General features: G+C 37.9%; 13 protein-coding genes and 1 tRNA gene. 2 read left to right on the top strand and 12 right to left on the bottom strand.

Annotated features, from left to right (window positions below; all coding sequences use genetic code 11):
- Position 1: 1 nt before the first annotated feature.
- Positions 2-202, top strand: a complete 201-nt coding sequence (locus BM097_RS00005; RefSeq protein ID WP_443197879.1) for a hypothetical protein — start codon at positions 2-4, stop codon at positions 200-202.
- A gap of 133 nt (positions 203-335) precedes the next feature.
- Here the strand turns inward: BM097_RS00005 and BM097_RS00010 are convergent, their stop codons facing one another.
- The 12 genes from BM097_RS00010 to BM097_RS00065 all read right to left on the bottom strand — a co-directional run bounded on the left by BM097_RS00010 (position 336) and on the right by BM097_RS00065 (position 15,570).
- Positions 336-1,346 carry a GGGtGRT protein gene (locus tag BM097_RS00010; RefSeq protein ID WP_074789019.1) on the bottom strand — a complete coding sequence of 337 codons (1,011 nt, stop codon included), beginning with the start codon at positions 1,344-1,346 and terminating at the stop codon, positions 336-338.
- A gap of 21 nt (positions 1,347-1,367) precedes the next feature.
- Positions 1,368-2,060 carry an iron-sulfur cluster assembly scaffold protein gene (locus BM097_RS00015; RefSeq protein ID WP_028243594.1) on the bottom strand — a complete coding sequence of 231 codons (693 nt, stop codon included), beginning with the start codon at positions 2,058-2,060 and terminating at the stop codon, positions 1,368-1,370.
- A gap of 160 nt (positions 2,061-2,220) precedes the next feature.
- Positions 2,221-3,033 carry a TPM domain-containing protein gene (locus tag BM097_RS00020; RefSeq protein ID WP_090544644.1) on the bottom strand — a complete coding sequence of 271 codons (813 nt, stop codon included), beginning with the start codon at positions 3,031-3,033 and terminating at the stop codon, positions 2,221-2,223.
- Positions 3,026-4,402: a hypothetical protein gene (locus tag BM097_RS00025; RefSeq protein ID WP_143084928.1), complete on the bottom strand. Its 1,377-nt coding sequence runs from the start codon at positions 4,400-4,402 to the stop codon at positions 3,026-3,028. The genes BM097_RS00020 and BM097_RS00025 overlap by 8 nt, the downstream gene beginning before the upstream one ends.
- Before the next feature lie 256 nt (positions 4,403-4,658).
- On the bottom strand, positions 4,659-5,786 hold the full coding sequence (locus BM097_RS00030; RefSeq protein ID WP_090544648.1) for an SPFH domain-containing protein: 1,128 nt from the start codon (positions 5,784-5,786) through the stop codon (positions 4,659-4,661).
- A gap of 88 nt (positions 5,787-5,874) precedes the next feature.
- Entirely contained in the window at positions 5,875-6,543 is a 669-nt protein-coding gene (locus BM097_RS00035; protein ID WP_090544650.1) for an acyltransferase, read from the bottom strand.
- Between the two features lie 20 nt (positions 6,544-6,563).
- Entirely contained in the window at positions 6,564-10,376 is a 3,813-nt protein-coding gene (locus BM097_RS00040) for a DNA topoisomerase III (protein WP_090544652.1), read from the bottom strand.
- 102 nt (positions 10,377-10,478) lie between these two features.
- Positions 10,479-11,837, bottom strand: coding sequence for an ATP-binding protein (locus BM097_RS00045; RefSeq protein WP_242944624.1), 1,359 nt, complete (start codon positions 11,835-11,837; stop codon positions 10,479-10,481).
- Positions 11,838-11,984: 147 nt separating this feature from the next.
- Positions 11,985-13,070, bottom strand: a complete 1,086-nt coding sequence (asd, locus tag BM097_RS00050) for an aspartate-semialdehyde dehydrogenase (protein ID WP_090544656.1) — start codon at positions 13,068-13,070, stop codon at positions 11,985-11,987.
- A 126-nt stretch (positions 13,071-13,196) separates the two neighbouring features.
- On the bottom strand, positions 13,197-14,582 hold the full coding sequence (gene argH / locus BM097_RS00055) for an argininosuccinate lyase (protein WP_090544658.1): 1,386 nt from the start codon (positions 14,580-14,582) through the stop codon (positions 13,197-13,199).
- A gap of 2 nt (positions 14,583-14,584) precedes the next feature.
- The gene (locus BM097_RS00060; protein ID WP_090544660.1) at positions 14,585-15,226 is read right to left on the bottom strand and encodes an epoxyqueuosine reductase QueH; all 642 of its coding nucleotides are present in this window, start codon (positions 15,224-15,226) and stop codon (positions 14,585-14,587) included.
- Complete coding sequence (locus tag BM097_RS00065; RefSeq protein WP_090544662.1) at positions 15,226-15,570, bottom strand: hypothetical protein; 345 nt, start codon at positions 15,568-15,570, stop codon at positions 15,226-15,228. Before BM097_RS00065 ends, BM097_RS00060 begins: the two co-directional genes overlap by 1 nt.
- A gap of 233 nt (positions 15,571-15,803) precedes the next feature.
- Between BM097_RS00065 and BM097_RS00070 the strand changes: the two genes are divergently transcribed.
- Positions 15,804-15,876 (top strand) — tRNA-Thr (locus tag BM097_RS00070).
- Positions 15,877-15,882: the final 6 nt, after the last annotated feature.

A 15,882-nucleotide genomic window follows, 5' to 3' on the forward strand; every position in this document is an offset into this window, starting at 1 on the left:
CTTGGAGGTGATTCTTATTAGTAACAACAATCCTGTAGATGAAATAAGAACTAAATATATCCAAAATCCACCTGAAGGAATGACGGCATCTGACATCAAAGCTATGAGCGATGATGATTTATTAGATATGCACTATTTCCTTGAAGATGATGATTTTGATCCAGAAGATGAAGTAGGTGCAGAAGGTTTTTATATCTTCTAAGTAATACTTCTTGTTTTCATGCCCGCCTCCGCGCGGGCCTTTTTAGTTCAAGATTTCTCCGAAGGAGAAATTTCCTATAAAGTAAAAAAGAGCCCTCAGGAAGCCTGAGAGCTCTTTAATAATTTAAGTATAATTAGAACTTACCAGCTGTAGCAGCTTCCTCAACTGATACGGCTACAGCAACTGTAGCACCTACCATTGGGTTGTTACCCATACCGATAAGACCCATCATCTCAACGTGTGCAGGAACTGAAGATGAACCAGCGAACTGAGCATCTGAGTGCATACGTCCAAGAGTATCTGTCATACCGTATGAAGCAGGACCTGCTGCCATGTTATCTGGGTGAAGTGTACGTCCTGTACCACCACCTGAAGCAACTGAGAAGTACTTCTTACCAAGGTCTACGCATTCCTTCTTGTATGTACCAGCTACTGGATGCTGGAAACGTGTAGGGTTTGTAGAGTTACCTGTGATAGAAACACCAACGTTCTCGTGATGCATGATAGCAACACCTTCCTGAACGTCATCAGCGCCGTAGCACTTAACTGTTGCACGAAGACCGTTTGAGTATGCCTTCTCTGAAACGATGTTAAGCTTAGCTTCCTTGTAATCGTACTTTGTCTCAACAAATGTGAAACCGTTGATACGTGAAATAATCTGAGCAGCGTCCTTACCAAGACCGTTAAGAATAACGCGAAGTGGCTTCTGACGAACTTTGTTTGCCTTTTCAGCGATACCGATAGCACCTTCAGCAGCAGCGAATGACTCGTGACCTGCTAAGAAACAGAAGCACTCTGTCTCCTCCTCAAGGAGCATCTTTCCAAGGTTACCATGTCCAAGACCTACCTTACGGTGATCAGCAACAGAACCTGGGATACAGAAAGACTGAAGTCCCTCTCCGATTGCTGCAGCTGCATCAGCAGCCTTGCGGCAGTTTTTCTTAATAGCGATTGCAGCACCTACAGTGTAAGCCCAGCAAGCGTTCTCGAAGCAGATAGGCTGAATCTTCTTTACCTGCTCGTATACATCAAGACCTGCGTCCTTTGTGATTTTCTCAGCTTCTTCAATTGAGCTGATACCATACTTATTAAGAACTGCATTGATCTGATCAATTCTTCTCTCATATGATTCAAATAAAGCCATTTTTGTTTCTCCTTTCCTATTTTATTCCTGACGTGGATCGATAATCTTAGCAGCATCGTCAACACGACCGTACTGGCCCTTTGCCTTTTCCCATGCTGTGTTAGGATCATCACCCTTCTTAATGAAGTCTGTCATCTTTCCAAGAGAAACAAACTGATATCCGATAACTTCGTTATCATCATCAAGTGCGATACCTGTTACATAGCCTTCAGCCATTTCAAGGTAACGAACACCCTTTTCCTTTGTTGCGTACATTGTACCAACCTGTGAACGAAGACCCTTTCCAAGATCCTCAAGACCAGCACCGATTGCAAGACCATCATCAGAGAATGCAGACTGTGTACGTCCGTAAACGATCTGAAGGAAAAGCTCTCTCATAGCTGTGTTGATTGCATCGCAAACAAGGTCTGTATTGAGAGCCTCAAGGATTGTCTTACCCTGAAGGATCTCAGCTGCCATAGCTGCTGAATGAGTCATACCTGAGCAACCAATTGTCTCAACAAGTGCTTCCTCGATAATACCATTCTTAACATTTAAAGATAATTTGCAGGCACCCTGCTGTGGAGCACACCAGCCAACACCGTGTGTGAAACCGCTAATGTCAGTAATCTGCTTAGCGTTTACCCATTTTCCCTCTTCTGGGATAGGAGCTGGTTCATGCTTTGCGCCCTTTGCTACAGGACACATGTTTTCTACTTCTTTTGTGTAAATCATTGTAGAACTCCTTTCTTCGTTCAAATACCATTAACATATTGCTACTACATTAATGACATGATAAATAAGCGCACTTGCGCGTTATTGATTACATTTTCTCACTTTCTGAGTATTTAGTAAAGTCTTAATTTAGGATTTTGTTAAAAAATTATCTAAATCTTTAGAAACTGTGACCGCCGCTTGAATGTCCACCAGATGAATGACTACTGAAAGAACCGCTTGAATGGCTGCTTGAATGGCTACTTGAATGGCCGCCACTATAACCTCCGCTATAAGATGAGCCGCCTCCGAAAGATGAGCCAGAAGATTCAACAGCCCTTACAATATGTCGTTTTGCAGTATCATAAACAGTAGCTGTAGCAATAACTCCCGCTCCTGTCATAATAATCTCACGTTCTTCTGTATCCAGGCTAAGCTTTGATCTCTTTCGCATTGCTATGAAAAATGGCAGCAAGAACCCAATAATTAGCGATATTAGTGCTGTAACAATGATTCGCATAGGTCGAAGCACAAAGCCATCATTCACGATAACATCAGCCTGTTCAAAGGCATTCAATATGCAGTCGTAATATTCTCCATTCATAGCATATCTATATACATTATCTGTAACATCCTGCTCGTCGGATTTTTTTAATAAAAATCTGGTGTCACCATAGCCTGAAAGAATGATTTCTCTGTGATACATGTCTATGATGAAAGCAATTCCAGCCTGAGTATCATCATATTTATTATTATAATAAGACTCCAAGATTTCATCAGTGCTTCTGCCAAAATCATTTTCCTCTGTAGTTACAGCAACATAATTTAAATTTCCATCTAGAGATTCTAAATACTTTTGCAAATCATCACGTTCATCCTCTGTAAGAAGCTTCGCGTCATCAGCAATATAAACATTGGAAGCTGCAGCTTTGGCACTATAGGATATAGCCAAAAGCATAATGAAGCAAATCAAAAAATAATATAATTTACGCACGATTAAGCCCTCCTCCTGTCTTTAAAAATTGTGGAGATGGGTGTGTTGCATATCTGTTGTATTCATCAACAATTGCTTTGACAGAAATAACAATCACAACAAATACAACAATAAGTGCACCGTAATAAACGAAATCATTAGGTAAATTAATTAGTCGTACAATCAAGGCCATTCCCCAGCTGATTATGCCAAGGCTCATAACCTTTTTATCCCCTTCTTTGACGCTTATTAATGCAAAAACAACCAGCACAATACTTGCCAAATAGCAGGTAAACTTAAAAAAGTGTAGCAAAACAATCAATGCCTCAACAAAATAATAAAAAGCTATTGGCGCAAAAAATAATAACGCTATTCCAACCACACCAAGGGTAGCCAGACCATTACTTATAACGCTTTTTATGCTCTTAGATTTCTTTTGCTCAACACTCTGCACGCGCATGGTTTTTGAAAGATTTTCCCTTGATGCAAAATACCCCTTATCATCCAAATGATTGTCAAATCGATATGTCTTGTAGGCTAATTTTGCACCTATATAGGCAATAAGCGAAGAAACTAGTGCAGCAAAGACGCAAAGATTCTTTATATCATAACTAAAACTTGCAATAAAACTACTTAAATATAAAATAATGAAAATAAAAATAGAGGTTATAAAGCCTGTTCTAAAAAGTTTTCTTTTATCAATTGGCATATCCACATAGGTCTTACCAGTTTGGCCATTGATTACAGAATAGGCTACTCTATCTCCATAGCTTGTAGTCAAAAAATACATTGGCAAATAAACACCTTCAGTACCATTGCTTTTTATTTTGTTAATAAGCTCTTTATTTATTTTCTTTTCCTCCTCAGAATTCAGAGGATAACTACAAGTCTCTTTTTTTGTCTTTTGCTTAAGATAGTCAATTGCTTTTTCTGTTGATTCTCCCAAATATAATTCCATATCCACTGTAGAATTTTCAACATAAAAGCCAGCTAAGTAATTTGGATTAAATTCACGTAAATCCTCCATTGAGAAGGGTTCCAATTGACTTGAAATAGTATCATCCAAAGATTGAGAAGCATCATAAGGAATTTGAATATGGTCTACATCATAGGACAAATTCACATTAGCCTTATCAGTATATTCATAATCCCCAAGGGCATAAATGTGCTCTCCCCTATACTCAAAGCTGTCGTGTAACTCAAAATCATATAGATAATATGGCATATATAATCCAACCATCTTATTTATATTCTCATCTTTGTTTAGTCCATCAGGGGTGAAGGGAATACCCTTTGTCGCTTTCTCATACTTTTCCTTAGCAAGTTCTTTATGGATAGTAAAAGGAATAATGTATTTTGGAACACCTGTCTTAGAGAATTTTTCCTCCATAGTAGCCTGAGTTCCGCAATATGGACAAAACTCCATACCATCGTTATCAATAAGCTGTATTTCTCCAGCACAATTTGGACAGATATAGATTCTCGTATCCATACCTGCCTCTTCAATCTTTACAGGACTTTTATAGTCTGCGGATTTATAGTAATGACCACAGGAAGTACATTTTAATTTTCCTGACTTAGGAGAAAATATCAGTTGCCCATTACAATTAGGGCAGGGAAACATTGTTGCCATTTAAATCTCCTAACTATGGTCTTTTAGTACCACAATTTACACAAAAATTACCAAAGTTTTCATTTCCGCAATTTGGGCAGAACCATCTATTTCCTGTAGCTGTGCCGCCATTTGCTGCACCTGGTATCTGATTAGCACCTGCAGTAGCTGCTCCAGCATTTAATAAATCCTGAGCGTTTGCTCCACCAGCCTGCATTGCCATATTCATTCCCATAAAGCCCATCATAGCCCCATTAGGATTGCTTGCTGCATTTCTCATAGCCTCTGCCTGTGCACCTATTAATGCTGCACCTGCCATAGACTGATTTCTAAAGGCACCAGTCTTTTGAAGTTCTTTAAGAGTAGCTGCATCCTCATCAGGAATTATAGTTGTAAGAATCTGAACAGATGTAATTGCAAGACCGTATTTATTTGTCCAATCTGAGTTAAGCTCCTCTCCCATAGCTTCAGACATTTCCTTAGTGTAACTAGGAATTGCCGAAGGTCTTACACCTAAATTAGTAAGCTTTCCAAGAGCTGGCTGTAAAGCTGCAACAAATGTAGCTCTAAGCTGGTCCTGAATATCTTCTATTGTATACTCATCCTTAACATTTCCAGCCAAAGAAACATATAGCTGAGTAGGATCAGAAACTCTCATGCTGTAATTTCCGTTACATTTAAGAGTTGTATCCATATCAAGACCAACATTATTATCAAGAATTCTAAAAGGAATTGGGCTAGGTGTACCAAACTTAAGTCCAACAATATCCTTTGTGTTTACAAAATAAACCCTCTGCTGAACTGGTTTTTCACCGCCAAAAGTAAATCTACGGCCAAACTCCTTGAAAATATCGCCGAAATCTCCAGCAAAAATTGATGCTGAGCCGTTCTCTTCCCACTCATAAGCACCTGGCTCTGCTGCCACATCTATAACCTTTCCGCTATCAACCAAAATAGCGCACTGACCTTCATTAACAATAATGGCAGAGCCCTTTGTAATTACGTCAGCATCCCCTTTTGTATTAGAGCTTCTTCCAGAAACCTTATGGTCTGCTCTTTTAACTAAAGTATCAGCAGACATGGAATCTGAGACAAACAGTTCTTTCCACTGATTAGCAAGTTCACCTGAAACTGAACCTTTAAATGCTTGTATTAATCCCATTTTTTTCCTCCCAAATAAAATAGTCTTTATACATTTTACCAAAAAGGACTCATTCTATAAAGAATGAGTCCCAAGATATTTAAAATAATTAATTTTTCTTAACGATGTTGTCCTGGCTCTTAAAAATGCTGTCAGCCTCTACAACTCCACGAACTGGGGAAAGAGGATATACATTTGAACGAGGGCAAACTACAGTACCAGGATTCAGTACAGAATTGCAACCAACCTCAACGTTGTCTCCAAGCATAGCTCCGAATTTCTTTAATCCTGTTTCAATTTTCTCTCCATCGCGAGATTTTACAACAACAAGTGTCTTATCCTGCTTTACATTGGATGTAATAGAACCAGCACCCATGTGTGACTTGTAGCCTAAAACAGAATCTCCAACGTAATTGTAATGTGGAACCTGAACATTATTAAAAAGAACTACGTTCTTAAGCTCTGTAGAGTTACCAACTACGCAGTTCTTACCTACGATAGCTGAACCTCTAATAAAGGCACACTGTCTAACCTCTGCATCTTCATCGATGATAAGTGGACCGTGAAGATATGCTGAATCGAAAACTGTAGCAGATTTTGCTACCCAAATATCCTCGCCTCTCTTCTCATACTTTTCTGGATCAAGAGTAGGACCAAGCTTCTTAATAAAATCAGAAATCTCTGGAAGAACCTCCCAAGGATATTCCTTACCCTCAAATAAATCCTTTGCGATAGTCTCGCTTAAATTATACATAGATTTAATTTTGCACTGTTTCATGTTTATACTCCTATCATGCATTATTGTTGACCATTGTAATTTTCAAATTCGAATTCTGTTCTGAATTCATCATTGAGCTTTATTCTCGCATCAAAGAATAAACCTTTTTTACTCAAAAATCCAGTGATAACATCAGTTTTCTTTTCATTAACTAATTTAATGAATTGATCTTCCGGAATATCAACACCTGCAATCTTGCCCACATAGAAGCTGCAGCTGTCTACATTATCCCTAACATTATTTTTACAATGATAACCAAAATGATTCTTAATTATAGGCTCACCACACTTTGGGCACTTAACATTAGGAAGAACCTTTTCATCATCCTCAAAAACAAACTTGATACCAGATACCTTTCCTGTTTCATCCTTATTAAGTGCCAGCTTAGCATCAAACTTTGTACCCTTCTTTGATTTAAAGCCAGTTATAGTAGATGTTATACCTTCTTTTAATAATTCCTTTACCTGTGCTTCTTTAAGCTTTACTCCAGCAACCTGGCCTATATTAAAGCCGCAGGAATTATCAGGATCATCCTTTTTATAATTGCTACAGCCATATCCAAATGGTGTTACAACAATCTTTCCTCCACAAAGAGGGCAAACTACATCCTTAATATCCTTTGCTTCAACATTGTCAAAATCAAAGGATACTTCGGTTTTACCTGTCTCTTCATTTTTCTTAAGCACAAGGCATGCATCAAACTTCTTGCCAGACTTTCCTTTGAAGCCGCGTATTGTTTTGGATCTGCCTTCTGTTAATAATTCTTTAGCATCAGCATCTGTAAGCTTTTTAGAAGCTATTTCACCAAGAACAAAGCCGCATTTATTTTCCTGATCAAAATACTTTTCGCAGGCGAATCCAAAATTTGTCTTTATAATTCTGCCACCACAATCTGGACACTTAACATCAGCAATATAATTTGGCTCTACATCATCAAAATCAAATACTACTTCTGTTCTTCCTGTCTCTTCGTTTTTCTTAAGTACTAGTCTTGCGTCAAATTTCTTACCAGACTTGCCTTTAAAGCCTCGAAGTGTTTCTGTCTTTCCTTTAAGCAAAAGTTCTGTAACAGCGCCACCACCAATATTCTTGCCAGCGATGGTCTTTCCTATATAAAATTTACAAGAGTTTTCATCCTTTGAGCTGAAATTGGCGCAGCCAAAACCGCTTGGGCGAATTAAAATATCCCCTCCACAATCTGGACATTTACAGCCTTCCAGCTTTTCGGCTTCAATTCCATCGAAATTAAAGCTTAATACCTTTCTGCCTTCTTCATTTTCTTTAAGCTGAAGCTTTGCACTAAACTTTTGATTAGTTTTAGATTTGAAACCGCTTAAAACATCTGTAATGCCATCAGCTAAAAGCTTTCTAAGCTCCTCCTCTGAAAGCCTACGTCCTGCTATTTCTCCAACAGAGAAATAGCATTGGTTTTCCTCCTGAAAGCGATGCTCACAGGCAAATCCATAACCAGTTTTTACGATTCTTCCGCCACAAACAGGACAGAATAAATCTTCAATATATTCAGTTGGAGTTTCTGAGAAATCGAAGCTTACATTAAACTCCCCATCCTCATTTTTACCAAGCTTAAGTACAGATTTGAAAGGTTTGTTTGATTTACTCTTGAAGCCTTCTATTAAATCTGTCTTACCTTCTAGAATAAGCTTTTTAAATTGTTCCTCATCAAGGTCCACTCCAGCTATAGTACCAATGCTAAATCTACATTTAATTTCATCATTCGTGTAATTACTACAGCCATATCCAAAGGATGTGGTAGTGAGTTCGCCACCGCAGGCAGGACACTTAATACCAAGTGGCTTTCTGGTGGCAAGGCCCTTTGATTCCTTTCCGGTAAATTGATTGATATTAAGTGCAATAGTTTGAGTAAGATCCTGCTCTATCATATTTTTAGTTTCTGAGCGGATATATTCCTCAAGCTCCTGGCGATAATCTGCAAACTCTACAGTTCCATTGATAATCCCCTCAAGGCCCTTTTCCCAGTTTGCAGTTTGTTCTGGCTTTAGAAGGCTAGGGGTGGTTAATAAAACAACCTCGTAAATCATCTCTCCTAACTTTTCAGGAGTGATAACCTGAGTTTTATTATTCTGATTCAAATATCCTATTCTTACCAGCTTTTCAAGAATTTCACCTCGAGTGGCAGAAGTACCAATACCAGTGGTTTTGATCTGCTCTCTCAGCTCTTCATCCTCAATTAATTTTCCTGCATTTTCCATAGCAAGAATAAGCGAACCAGAGGTGTATCTCTTTGGAGGGGAGGTTTTTCCCTCTTTTAATACGAAGGTATTTACATTGATGGAATCCCCAATATTACAATTTTCCACGAATTCAACGAACTTTTCCTTTGAAAAATCCTCTTCTTCATTATCAGAATCTTCGTTTTCCTCTGGATTGTCTGCATTTTTATTTTTTGGAAGTCCGGCTATTTCTAGGTAACCAGGTTTGACTAACAATTTAGCTCCGGCAAAAAAACTTTCTGATTCAATCTTAACTTCAAGCTTAACATTTTTATATTCAGCCGGTGGGTAGAATATAGACAGAAATCTGCGTACTATCAAATCATATACTCGTTGGCTAAGACTGGAAAGATTCTCGATACCATTACACTGACCTGTAGGAATAATGGCATAATGGTCGGTAACCTTGCTATCATCTGTATAGTTGGTCTTTTCAATGCCGATATATTTTCTATCTGCCAAAATTTCATGAACATATTTAGCGGTAGGTCCATAAGACTGAAGCTTATTTAAGTTTTTATTTATTTCCTTTGCTACTGCTGTAGTAAGGACTCTGGCATCTGTACGAGGATAGGTAGTATATTTCTTTTCGTAAAGCTCCTGAATAATATCAAGAGTCTGGGCAGGAGATATTTTAAATCTCTTAGAACATTCAGACTGAAGCTCCGCTAAGTTAAATAACAGGGGTGCCTTTTTCTTAGATATTCCAGCATCTTTACCAGATATTACAGCATCTTTATCAGTTAAATCGTCAATTAACTTTTCAGCGGAAGCTTTTTCTTTAAAGCCATTTCCCTTATCCCCATATAATAATGGTGACTCAAAATATTTAGAGCTTTCAACTGCCTTCCATTCAGCAGGAAAATTTACATCAGAAAACTTTCCTATAACCTTGAAGAAAGGATCTTCATTAAAGCCTCGTATTTCTCGCTCCCTTTCAACTACCATACCAAGCACACAAGTCATAACACGACCGATAGCTATAGCTGAGTAACTGGTGGTAGCTGCAGCATCGTTAATTAATCTTCCATATTTAACAGAAAGTGCGCGAGAAAAATTAATGCCCAAGCTGTAATCCTCTATAGTACGCATAATTCCAGAAGCGCCCAGTTTAGCATAATCACTCATAGGCTTGGCTTCCTTAATACCACGGATAATTTCTTCATCAGTCTGGGAATCAATCCATACACGAAGCTCGGTCATGCCCTCTCGAACACCACCAAAATTTCTAATATTTTCTTCGATTGTCTGTCCTTCCTTTCCCGAGTCACCTGCCCAATAAACAGTGTCAATATCCTCACGATGAAGAAGACCATTTACAACCTTATACTGCTCTTTAGCGGATTCAACTACTCCATACTTGTAATCCTTTGGAAGGAATGGTAAATCCTCTAAATTCCAGTTTTTATATTTAATATCATATTCTTCTGGATAAACCATTTGAACTAAGTGTCCATAGCACCAGCTAATCACATATTCATTATTTTCAATAAATCCATTCTGATTGCCCGATACCTTAAGCACTCTAGCAAAATCTCTCGCAACAGATGGTTTCTCTGTGATAATTAAACTCTTTCCCAAATCACTAAACTCCCTAAAAATTAATTTTAAAATTAACAAAAGTCGAAGCCTTTGCAAAAAGTGCAAAGGCTTCAAACATTATTAACTATTTAATTATATCAATTACAGCTCTGTCATGTCTACCAGAACAATAGATTTATTTTCCTTTGAAAGCTCTAGAAGCTTGCTATCAAATCTGGTAGCTGAGAAAAGGAAAATAGTATTTGCTGTTATTTTTGCCTGGCCCATTGATTCAAGAAGCTTTTCATAAGAATCATAGCCCATTGACTTTTCTGTCCAATTGCATATACCCACAACATTTTCTCTGTTATCACTTTGACCTATTACATCGATGGTGCCTTCTTTACCAAGCCATGTACCAATCTTCACAAGCTTAATAGGAAGCTGACCTACCATATTTAAAAGATGTAAATATTCGCGACACACATCTACAAAATATCCCTGTAAATATTCATCAAGCTTTGGCTCAATGAAAGTGTCGTAGAATTTTTCTGGTGTGTAAGATATAAGCTCTGACAAATGTGGATATATAAATGTAAACCAGAAGTTTATATATGGATCCACAATTCGGTAGATACCCTTTTTGGTATTATCCCATCCACCAGTTTCAAAGGAAACCACCTTGTCTATAACATCAAATGCAGCAAGATTCTTCATGTAAACAGAAATCTTAGCTCTTGAATAGCCAGTATCTTCAAATAAATCATTTAACTTTTCATGGCCTGCAGCAATTGAACCTAGGATTGTATCATAGCAAGAAAGCTCTCTAAGTTCTGAAGATATATATCCTTCAGCTGCTGAATATAGAAATCCCGTAGGGGAAAGAATATTTTCACACACATTAGCCTTAATAGATTTTCTACCGTTCCATCTATCAAGATATTCTGAAACACCACCAATGATTCCGTAAGTGCTCACGCACTGTGCCACAGTGTAATTAGGAAAAGCCCTAACCACATCAAGGAAGGTATGATTTTCAAGCTTAATCTTTTCATCTATATAATTCTTTGATTCAGGAGCAAGTTCTAAAAGCGTATTTTCCGACCAAACGATAGATGAGCTGACAAGAATAATCATAACCTTGCCAGGATAAAGCTTTTTGTTTTTTAAGGCCTTGAGACTTTCAAGGAGATTATTAGTCTTTTTAACCGCATACTGTGCTTCATCAATGATAACTACAAGCTTAGAGCCATCCTTTGATCTAAATTTTCTAAAGACCTCCTCAAAGCTTGCACTGCCCTCAGGCTTATCGTATGTTTCACTAATCTGCTTATCAAGATAGTGTAACTGTTTAGCATCAGAGCATTGACGACTTCGATAGTAAAAATAAGCCTTACCAGTGGTAAATTCGTCTAGTAGTCCTTCCTTATCACAGCCCTGCCTTCCATACAATAAGACAAAATTATTGTCTGCAGATTGATATAACCCATCCAGTTTCTTTACTTCATTAGTGTGTGTCATAATCCATTCTCCCTAATTAGATACGATAACCAATAATTCGAGTAATATAATAACATATTTTACTTTAGCAGACTACACTAAAAAAGAATTTTATTTGAATTTAATAAAAAATCCCGTACCTTGTAGATACGGGATTGAAGTATATATTTATTTAGCTGAAATATAGCCCTGAGCCTTTAAAAGCTCTGCACAAAGAACTGCACCACCAGCAGCGCCTCTAACTGTATTATGTGATAATCCAACGAACTTCCAATCGTAAATGCTATCCTCACGAATACGTCCTACAGAAACGCCCATGCCATTCTCATAATCAACATCAAGAGCAACCTGTGGACGATTGTCTTCTTCCATGTATCTTATAAACTGCTTTGGTGCGCTAGGAAGCTTAAGCTCCTGTGGTACTCCTGAGAAATTGTTAATAGCATCAATAAGCTGCTGTTTTGTAGGCTGCTTTTTGAATTTAACGAATACTGCAGCTGTGTGACCATTTAAAACCGGAACTCTGATACACTGGCTTGTAATCTTAACATCATCTGCTGGTACAATTACGCCATTTTCAATCTTACCCCAGATTCTAAGAGGCTCCTTTTCAGATTTCTCTTCCTCACCAGAAATAAATGGGATGATATTTCCTTCCATCTCTGGCCAATCCTTAAATGTCTTACCTGCACCTGAAATAGCCTGGTATGTAGTAACAACTACTTCGTATGGTTCAAATTCCTTCCAAGCTGTAAGCACTGGTGCATAAGACTGAATAGAGCAATTAGGCTTAACTGCAACAAAACCTCTTTTTGTACCAAGTCTCTTTTTCTGGAACTCGATAACCTCCATGTGCTGTGGATTGATTTCAGGAACAACCATTGGCACATCAGGTGTCCATCTATGAGCAGAGTTGTTTGAAACAACTGGAGTCTCTGTCTTGGCATAAGCTTCCTCAATTGCCTTAATCTCGTCCTTCGACATATCTACAGCAGAGAAAACAAAATCTACTTCCTTTGCAACCTCTTCCACCTCGTTAACGTTCTTTACAATAATATCCTTAACAGCTGCTGGCATAGGTGTGTCCATTTTCCAACGTCCACCTACCGCATCTTCATAGCGTTGCCCTGCAGAACGTGGGCTAGCTGCAATAGTTGTTACCTCGAACCAAGGATGATTTTCAAGTAGAGAAATAAATCTCTGACCAACCATACCAGTTCCACCAAGAATACCGACTTTTAATTTCTCGCTCATTTCAAACATCTCCTCATTATTGTTTTTGCCACGCGGACATTTGTCCGTCATTAAATGGCATTATAATCAAAGTCACTAAAAAAAGCAAGTTTATTTTGAATATTTATACTAATTACTATCTATTGTTTAACTTCGGCAAGATTCAAGAAATTCTTTACAAGAATTAATCTCCTCTACCATAGCATCATGTCCAGGAGCGCCTACTGTTAATCTTTTATTTACACAGGTTTCCATTGAAATAGCATCGTAAATATCCTCCTCAAAAACAGGTGATATTTCCTTAAGCTCAGATAAAGACATATCATCGATAGCTATTCCCCTGTCTATACAATAAAGTACTACCTGTCCGATTATTCCATGTGCATCTCTGAAAGGTACTCCACGATTAACCAAATAATCTGCAGCATCTGTAGCATTTGTAAATCCATTTTTAGCACTGTTTGCCATGATGCCACTGTTGAAGGTCATAGTAGCAAGCATTCCATCAAACAAAACTATACAGTCATGAACTGTTTCCATAGCATCAAATGCCAGCTCCTTATCCTCCTGCATATCCTTATTGTATGCAAGTGGAATACCTTTCATTGTGGTAAGAAGTGACATCAATGCTCCGTATACCCTGCCAGTCTTTCCCCTGACAAGCTCTGCAATATCAGGATTTTTCTTCTGAGGCATAATTGATGAGCCCGTTGAATAGGCATCATCTATTTCCACAAAACGATATTCGTTACTATTCCAAATAATCACCTCTTCAGAAAAACGAGATAAATGCATTTGAATAGTAGAAAGAGCTGATAAAAACTCAATCAAATAATCTCTATCTGACACACCATCCATAGAATTAAGAGTTGGGCCATCAAATTCCAAAAGATCAGCTGTCATATATCTATCCAAAGGATAAGTAGTACCAGCTAAAGCACCAGAGCCTAAAGGGCAATAATTCATTCTGGTTCTAATATCCTTTAAGCGCAGTACATCTCTTTTTAACATCTCAAAGTATGCACCCATGTGATGAGCCAAAGTGATTGGCTGGGCCTTTTGCAAATGTGTAAAGCCTGGCATTATTGTATCGATGTGCTCTTCCATTATTCCAAGAATGGTTTCAAGCAAATGCAAAAGTACATCAGAGGTTGCATCCACCTGATCTCTTGTATAAAGTCTCATATCAAGAGCCACTTGGTCGTTACGGCTTCGTCCAGTGTGAAGCTTCTTGCCAGCATCACCTATTCTATCTATAAGATTCGCTTCCACGAAACTATGTATATCCTCATATTCAGAAGTGATTTCTAAAGAGCCGCCTTTAACATCAGCCTCAATCCCATCAAGTCCTGCAAGAATCTGGTCCCGTTCAGCCTCGGAGATAACCCCTATAGCAGCAAGCATTTTTACATGCGCTCTGCTACCACGCAAATCCTGCTCAAAAAGCTTTTGATCAAAGCTGATAGATGCATTGAAATCATAAACCATCTGGTCTGTAGACTTGGTGAATCTTCCACCCCACAACTGTGCCATAACTAATCCTCCATATTTTGTGCCTTAAACAACTGTCTCTCATTATATGAATACACGCAGCCGCAATAATCCTGCCTGTACATATCATATTCCCTTGAAATCTCTGTACTTCTTTTATAGCCCTCCTTCTTTTTAAAATCGCTAGGTAGCCAATTAACTCCAAGCTCCTTTGCAATTGAAAGGCCTATCTCATTTAGTACCTGGGAATCTTTCATTGGTGATATTGTAAGTGTTGTTGTGAAAAAGTCAAACCCTTTTTCTTTTGCTACAAGCGCAGTACGTCTAAGTCTAAGGTCGTAACACTTGTGACATCGCATTCCCTTTTCTGGCTCATGCTCCAGTCCTTTAGCTATTTGATAGAAGCTATTCTTATCATAATCTCCTTCGATAAAGTCTACTGGATGCTTTGTAGGAAACTCCTTAATAAAACGCTGCTGCTCCTTCACTCTATGATAATATTCCTCATCAGGATAAATATTAGGATTGTAATAAAAAACCGTAACATTAAAGAACTGACTAAGATATTCAATACAATAACTACTACAAGGTGCGCAGCAGCTATGTAATAATAAAGAAGGCACTTGGCCTTCTTTTAAATTTGATATTAAATTATCTAATTCCTTTTGATAGTTTATCTTATTCATTATTTATTTGCCCAAATATATAAAAATACAGTTGAAAAAACATAAATAAATGCCATGAAAAGCATGAATGGAACCTGTGATGCCATGATTCCGCAAACAATCTGTGCAATAAAAACAAGGCCATGGATCCAAAGTGGAATTTTGTTAAGTGTAGCTGCAAGAGCGGCCTCTAAGATAACCATAACGCAGGCAATAACTGGATTAATAGAAAATGCAATTATTGATACTACGATAGCTACCACAGCAAAAATTCCTAAAAATATTAAACACAAAAGAGGATAATTCTCTTTTGAAAAGAAACCTTTTACATCAAAGGATGGTACATTTTTCTTTTTAGCTTCCATTATATTTCTCCTAATTTTTTAATCTTTTCGTTCATGTGACATTATAATAAAAACCCAGTTTTTTCTCAACAATTTCATTGATTTTTTTCCTTATATATATTAATATTTTTTTGGTAAAAAGGATACTTGCGCATTTGATAATATGATTGCGATTCCATTGGGAATTTTCTTAGGCAAAGGAATCGCCCTTGTTCGCTTTTTTGTATCGCAAGCTCACAAAAATAGCGAATCGTGCTCCGATAGCTCAGTTGGTAGAGCACCTCACTCGTAATGAGGGGGTCGTCAGTTCGAGTCTGATTCGGAGCTCTTTTT

The organism is Pseudobutyrivibrio sp. OR37 (genome assembly GCF_900113655.1).
In the GTDB taxonomy this organism is placed as follows: domain Bacteria; phylum Bacillota; class Clostridia; order Lachnospirales; family Lachnospiraceae; genus Pseudobutyrivibrio.

Bases quoted from the DNA above. Each gene is read 5' to 3' on its own strand.
- BM097_RS00045 (WP_242944624.1), bottom strand. From the start codon at position 11,837: ATGACACACACTAATGAAGTAAAGAAACTGGATGGGTTATATCAATCT.
- BM097_RS00015 (WP_028243594.1), bottom strand. From the start codon at position 2,060: ATGATTTACACAAAAGAAGTAGAAAACATGTGTCCTGTAGCAAAGGGC.
- BM097_RS00025 (WP_143084928.1), bottom strand. From the start codon at position 4,402: ATGGAGGAAAAATTCTCTAAGACAGGTGTTCCAAAATACATTATTCCT.
- BM097_RS00010 (WP_074789019.1), bottom strand. From the start codon at position 1,346: ATGGCTTTATTTGAATCATATGAGAGAAGAATTGATCAGATCAATGCA.
- BM097_RS00030 (WP_090544648.1), bottom strand. From the start codon at position 5,786: ATGGGATTAATACAAGCATTTAAAGGTTCAGTTTCAGGTGAACTTGCT.
- BM097_RS00065 (WP_090544662.1), bottom strand. From the start codon at position 15,570: ATGGAAGCTAAAAAGAAAAATGTACCATCCTTTGATGTAAAAGGTTTC.
- BM097_RS00060 (WP_090544660.1), bottom strand. From the start codon at position 15,226: ATGAATAAGATAAACTATCAAAAGGAATTAGATAATTTAATATCAAAT.
- argH (WP_090544658.1), bottom strand. From the start codon at position 14,582: ATGGCACAGTTGTGGGGTGGAAGATTCACCAAGTCTACAGACCAGATG.
- asd (WP_090544656.1), bottom strand. From the start codon at position 13,070: ATGAGCGAGAAATTAAAAGTCGGTATTCTTGGTGGAACTGGTATGGTT.
- BM097_RS00035 (WP_090544650.1), bottom strand. From the start codon at position 6,543: ATGAAACAGTGCAAAATTAAATCTATGTATAATTTAAGCGAGACTATC.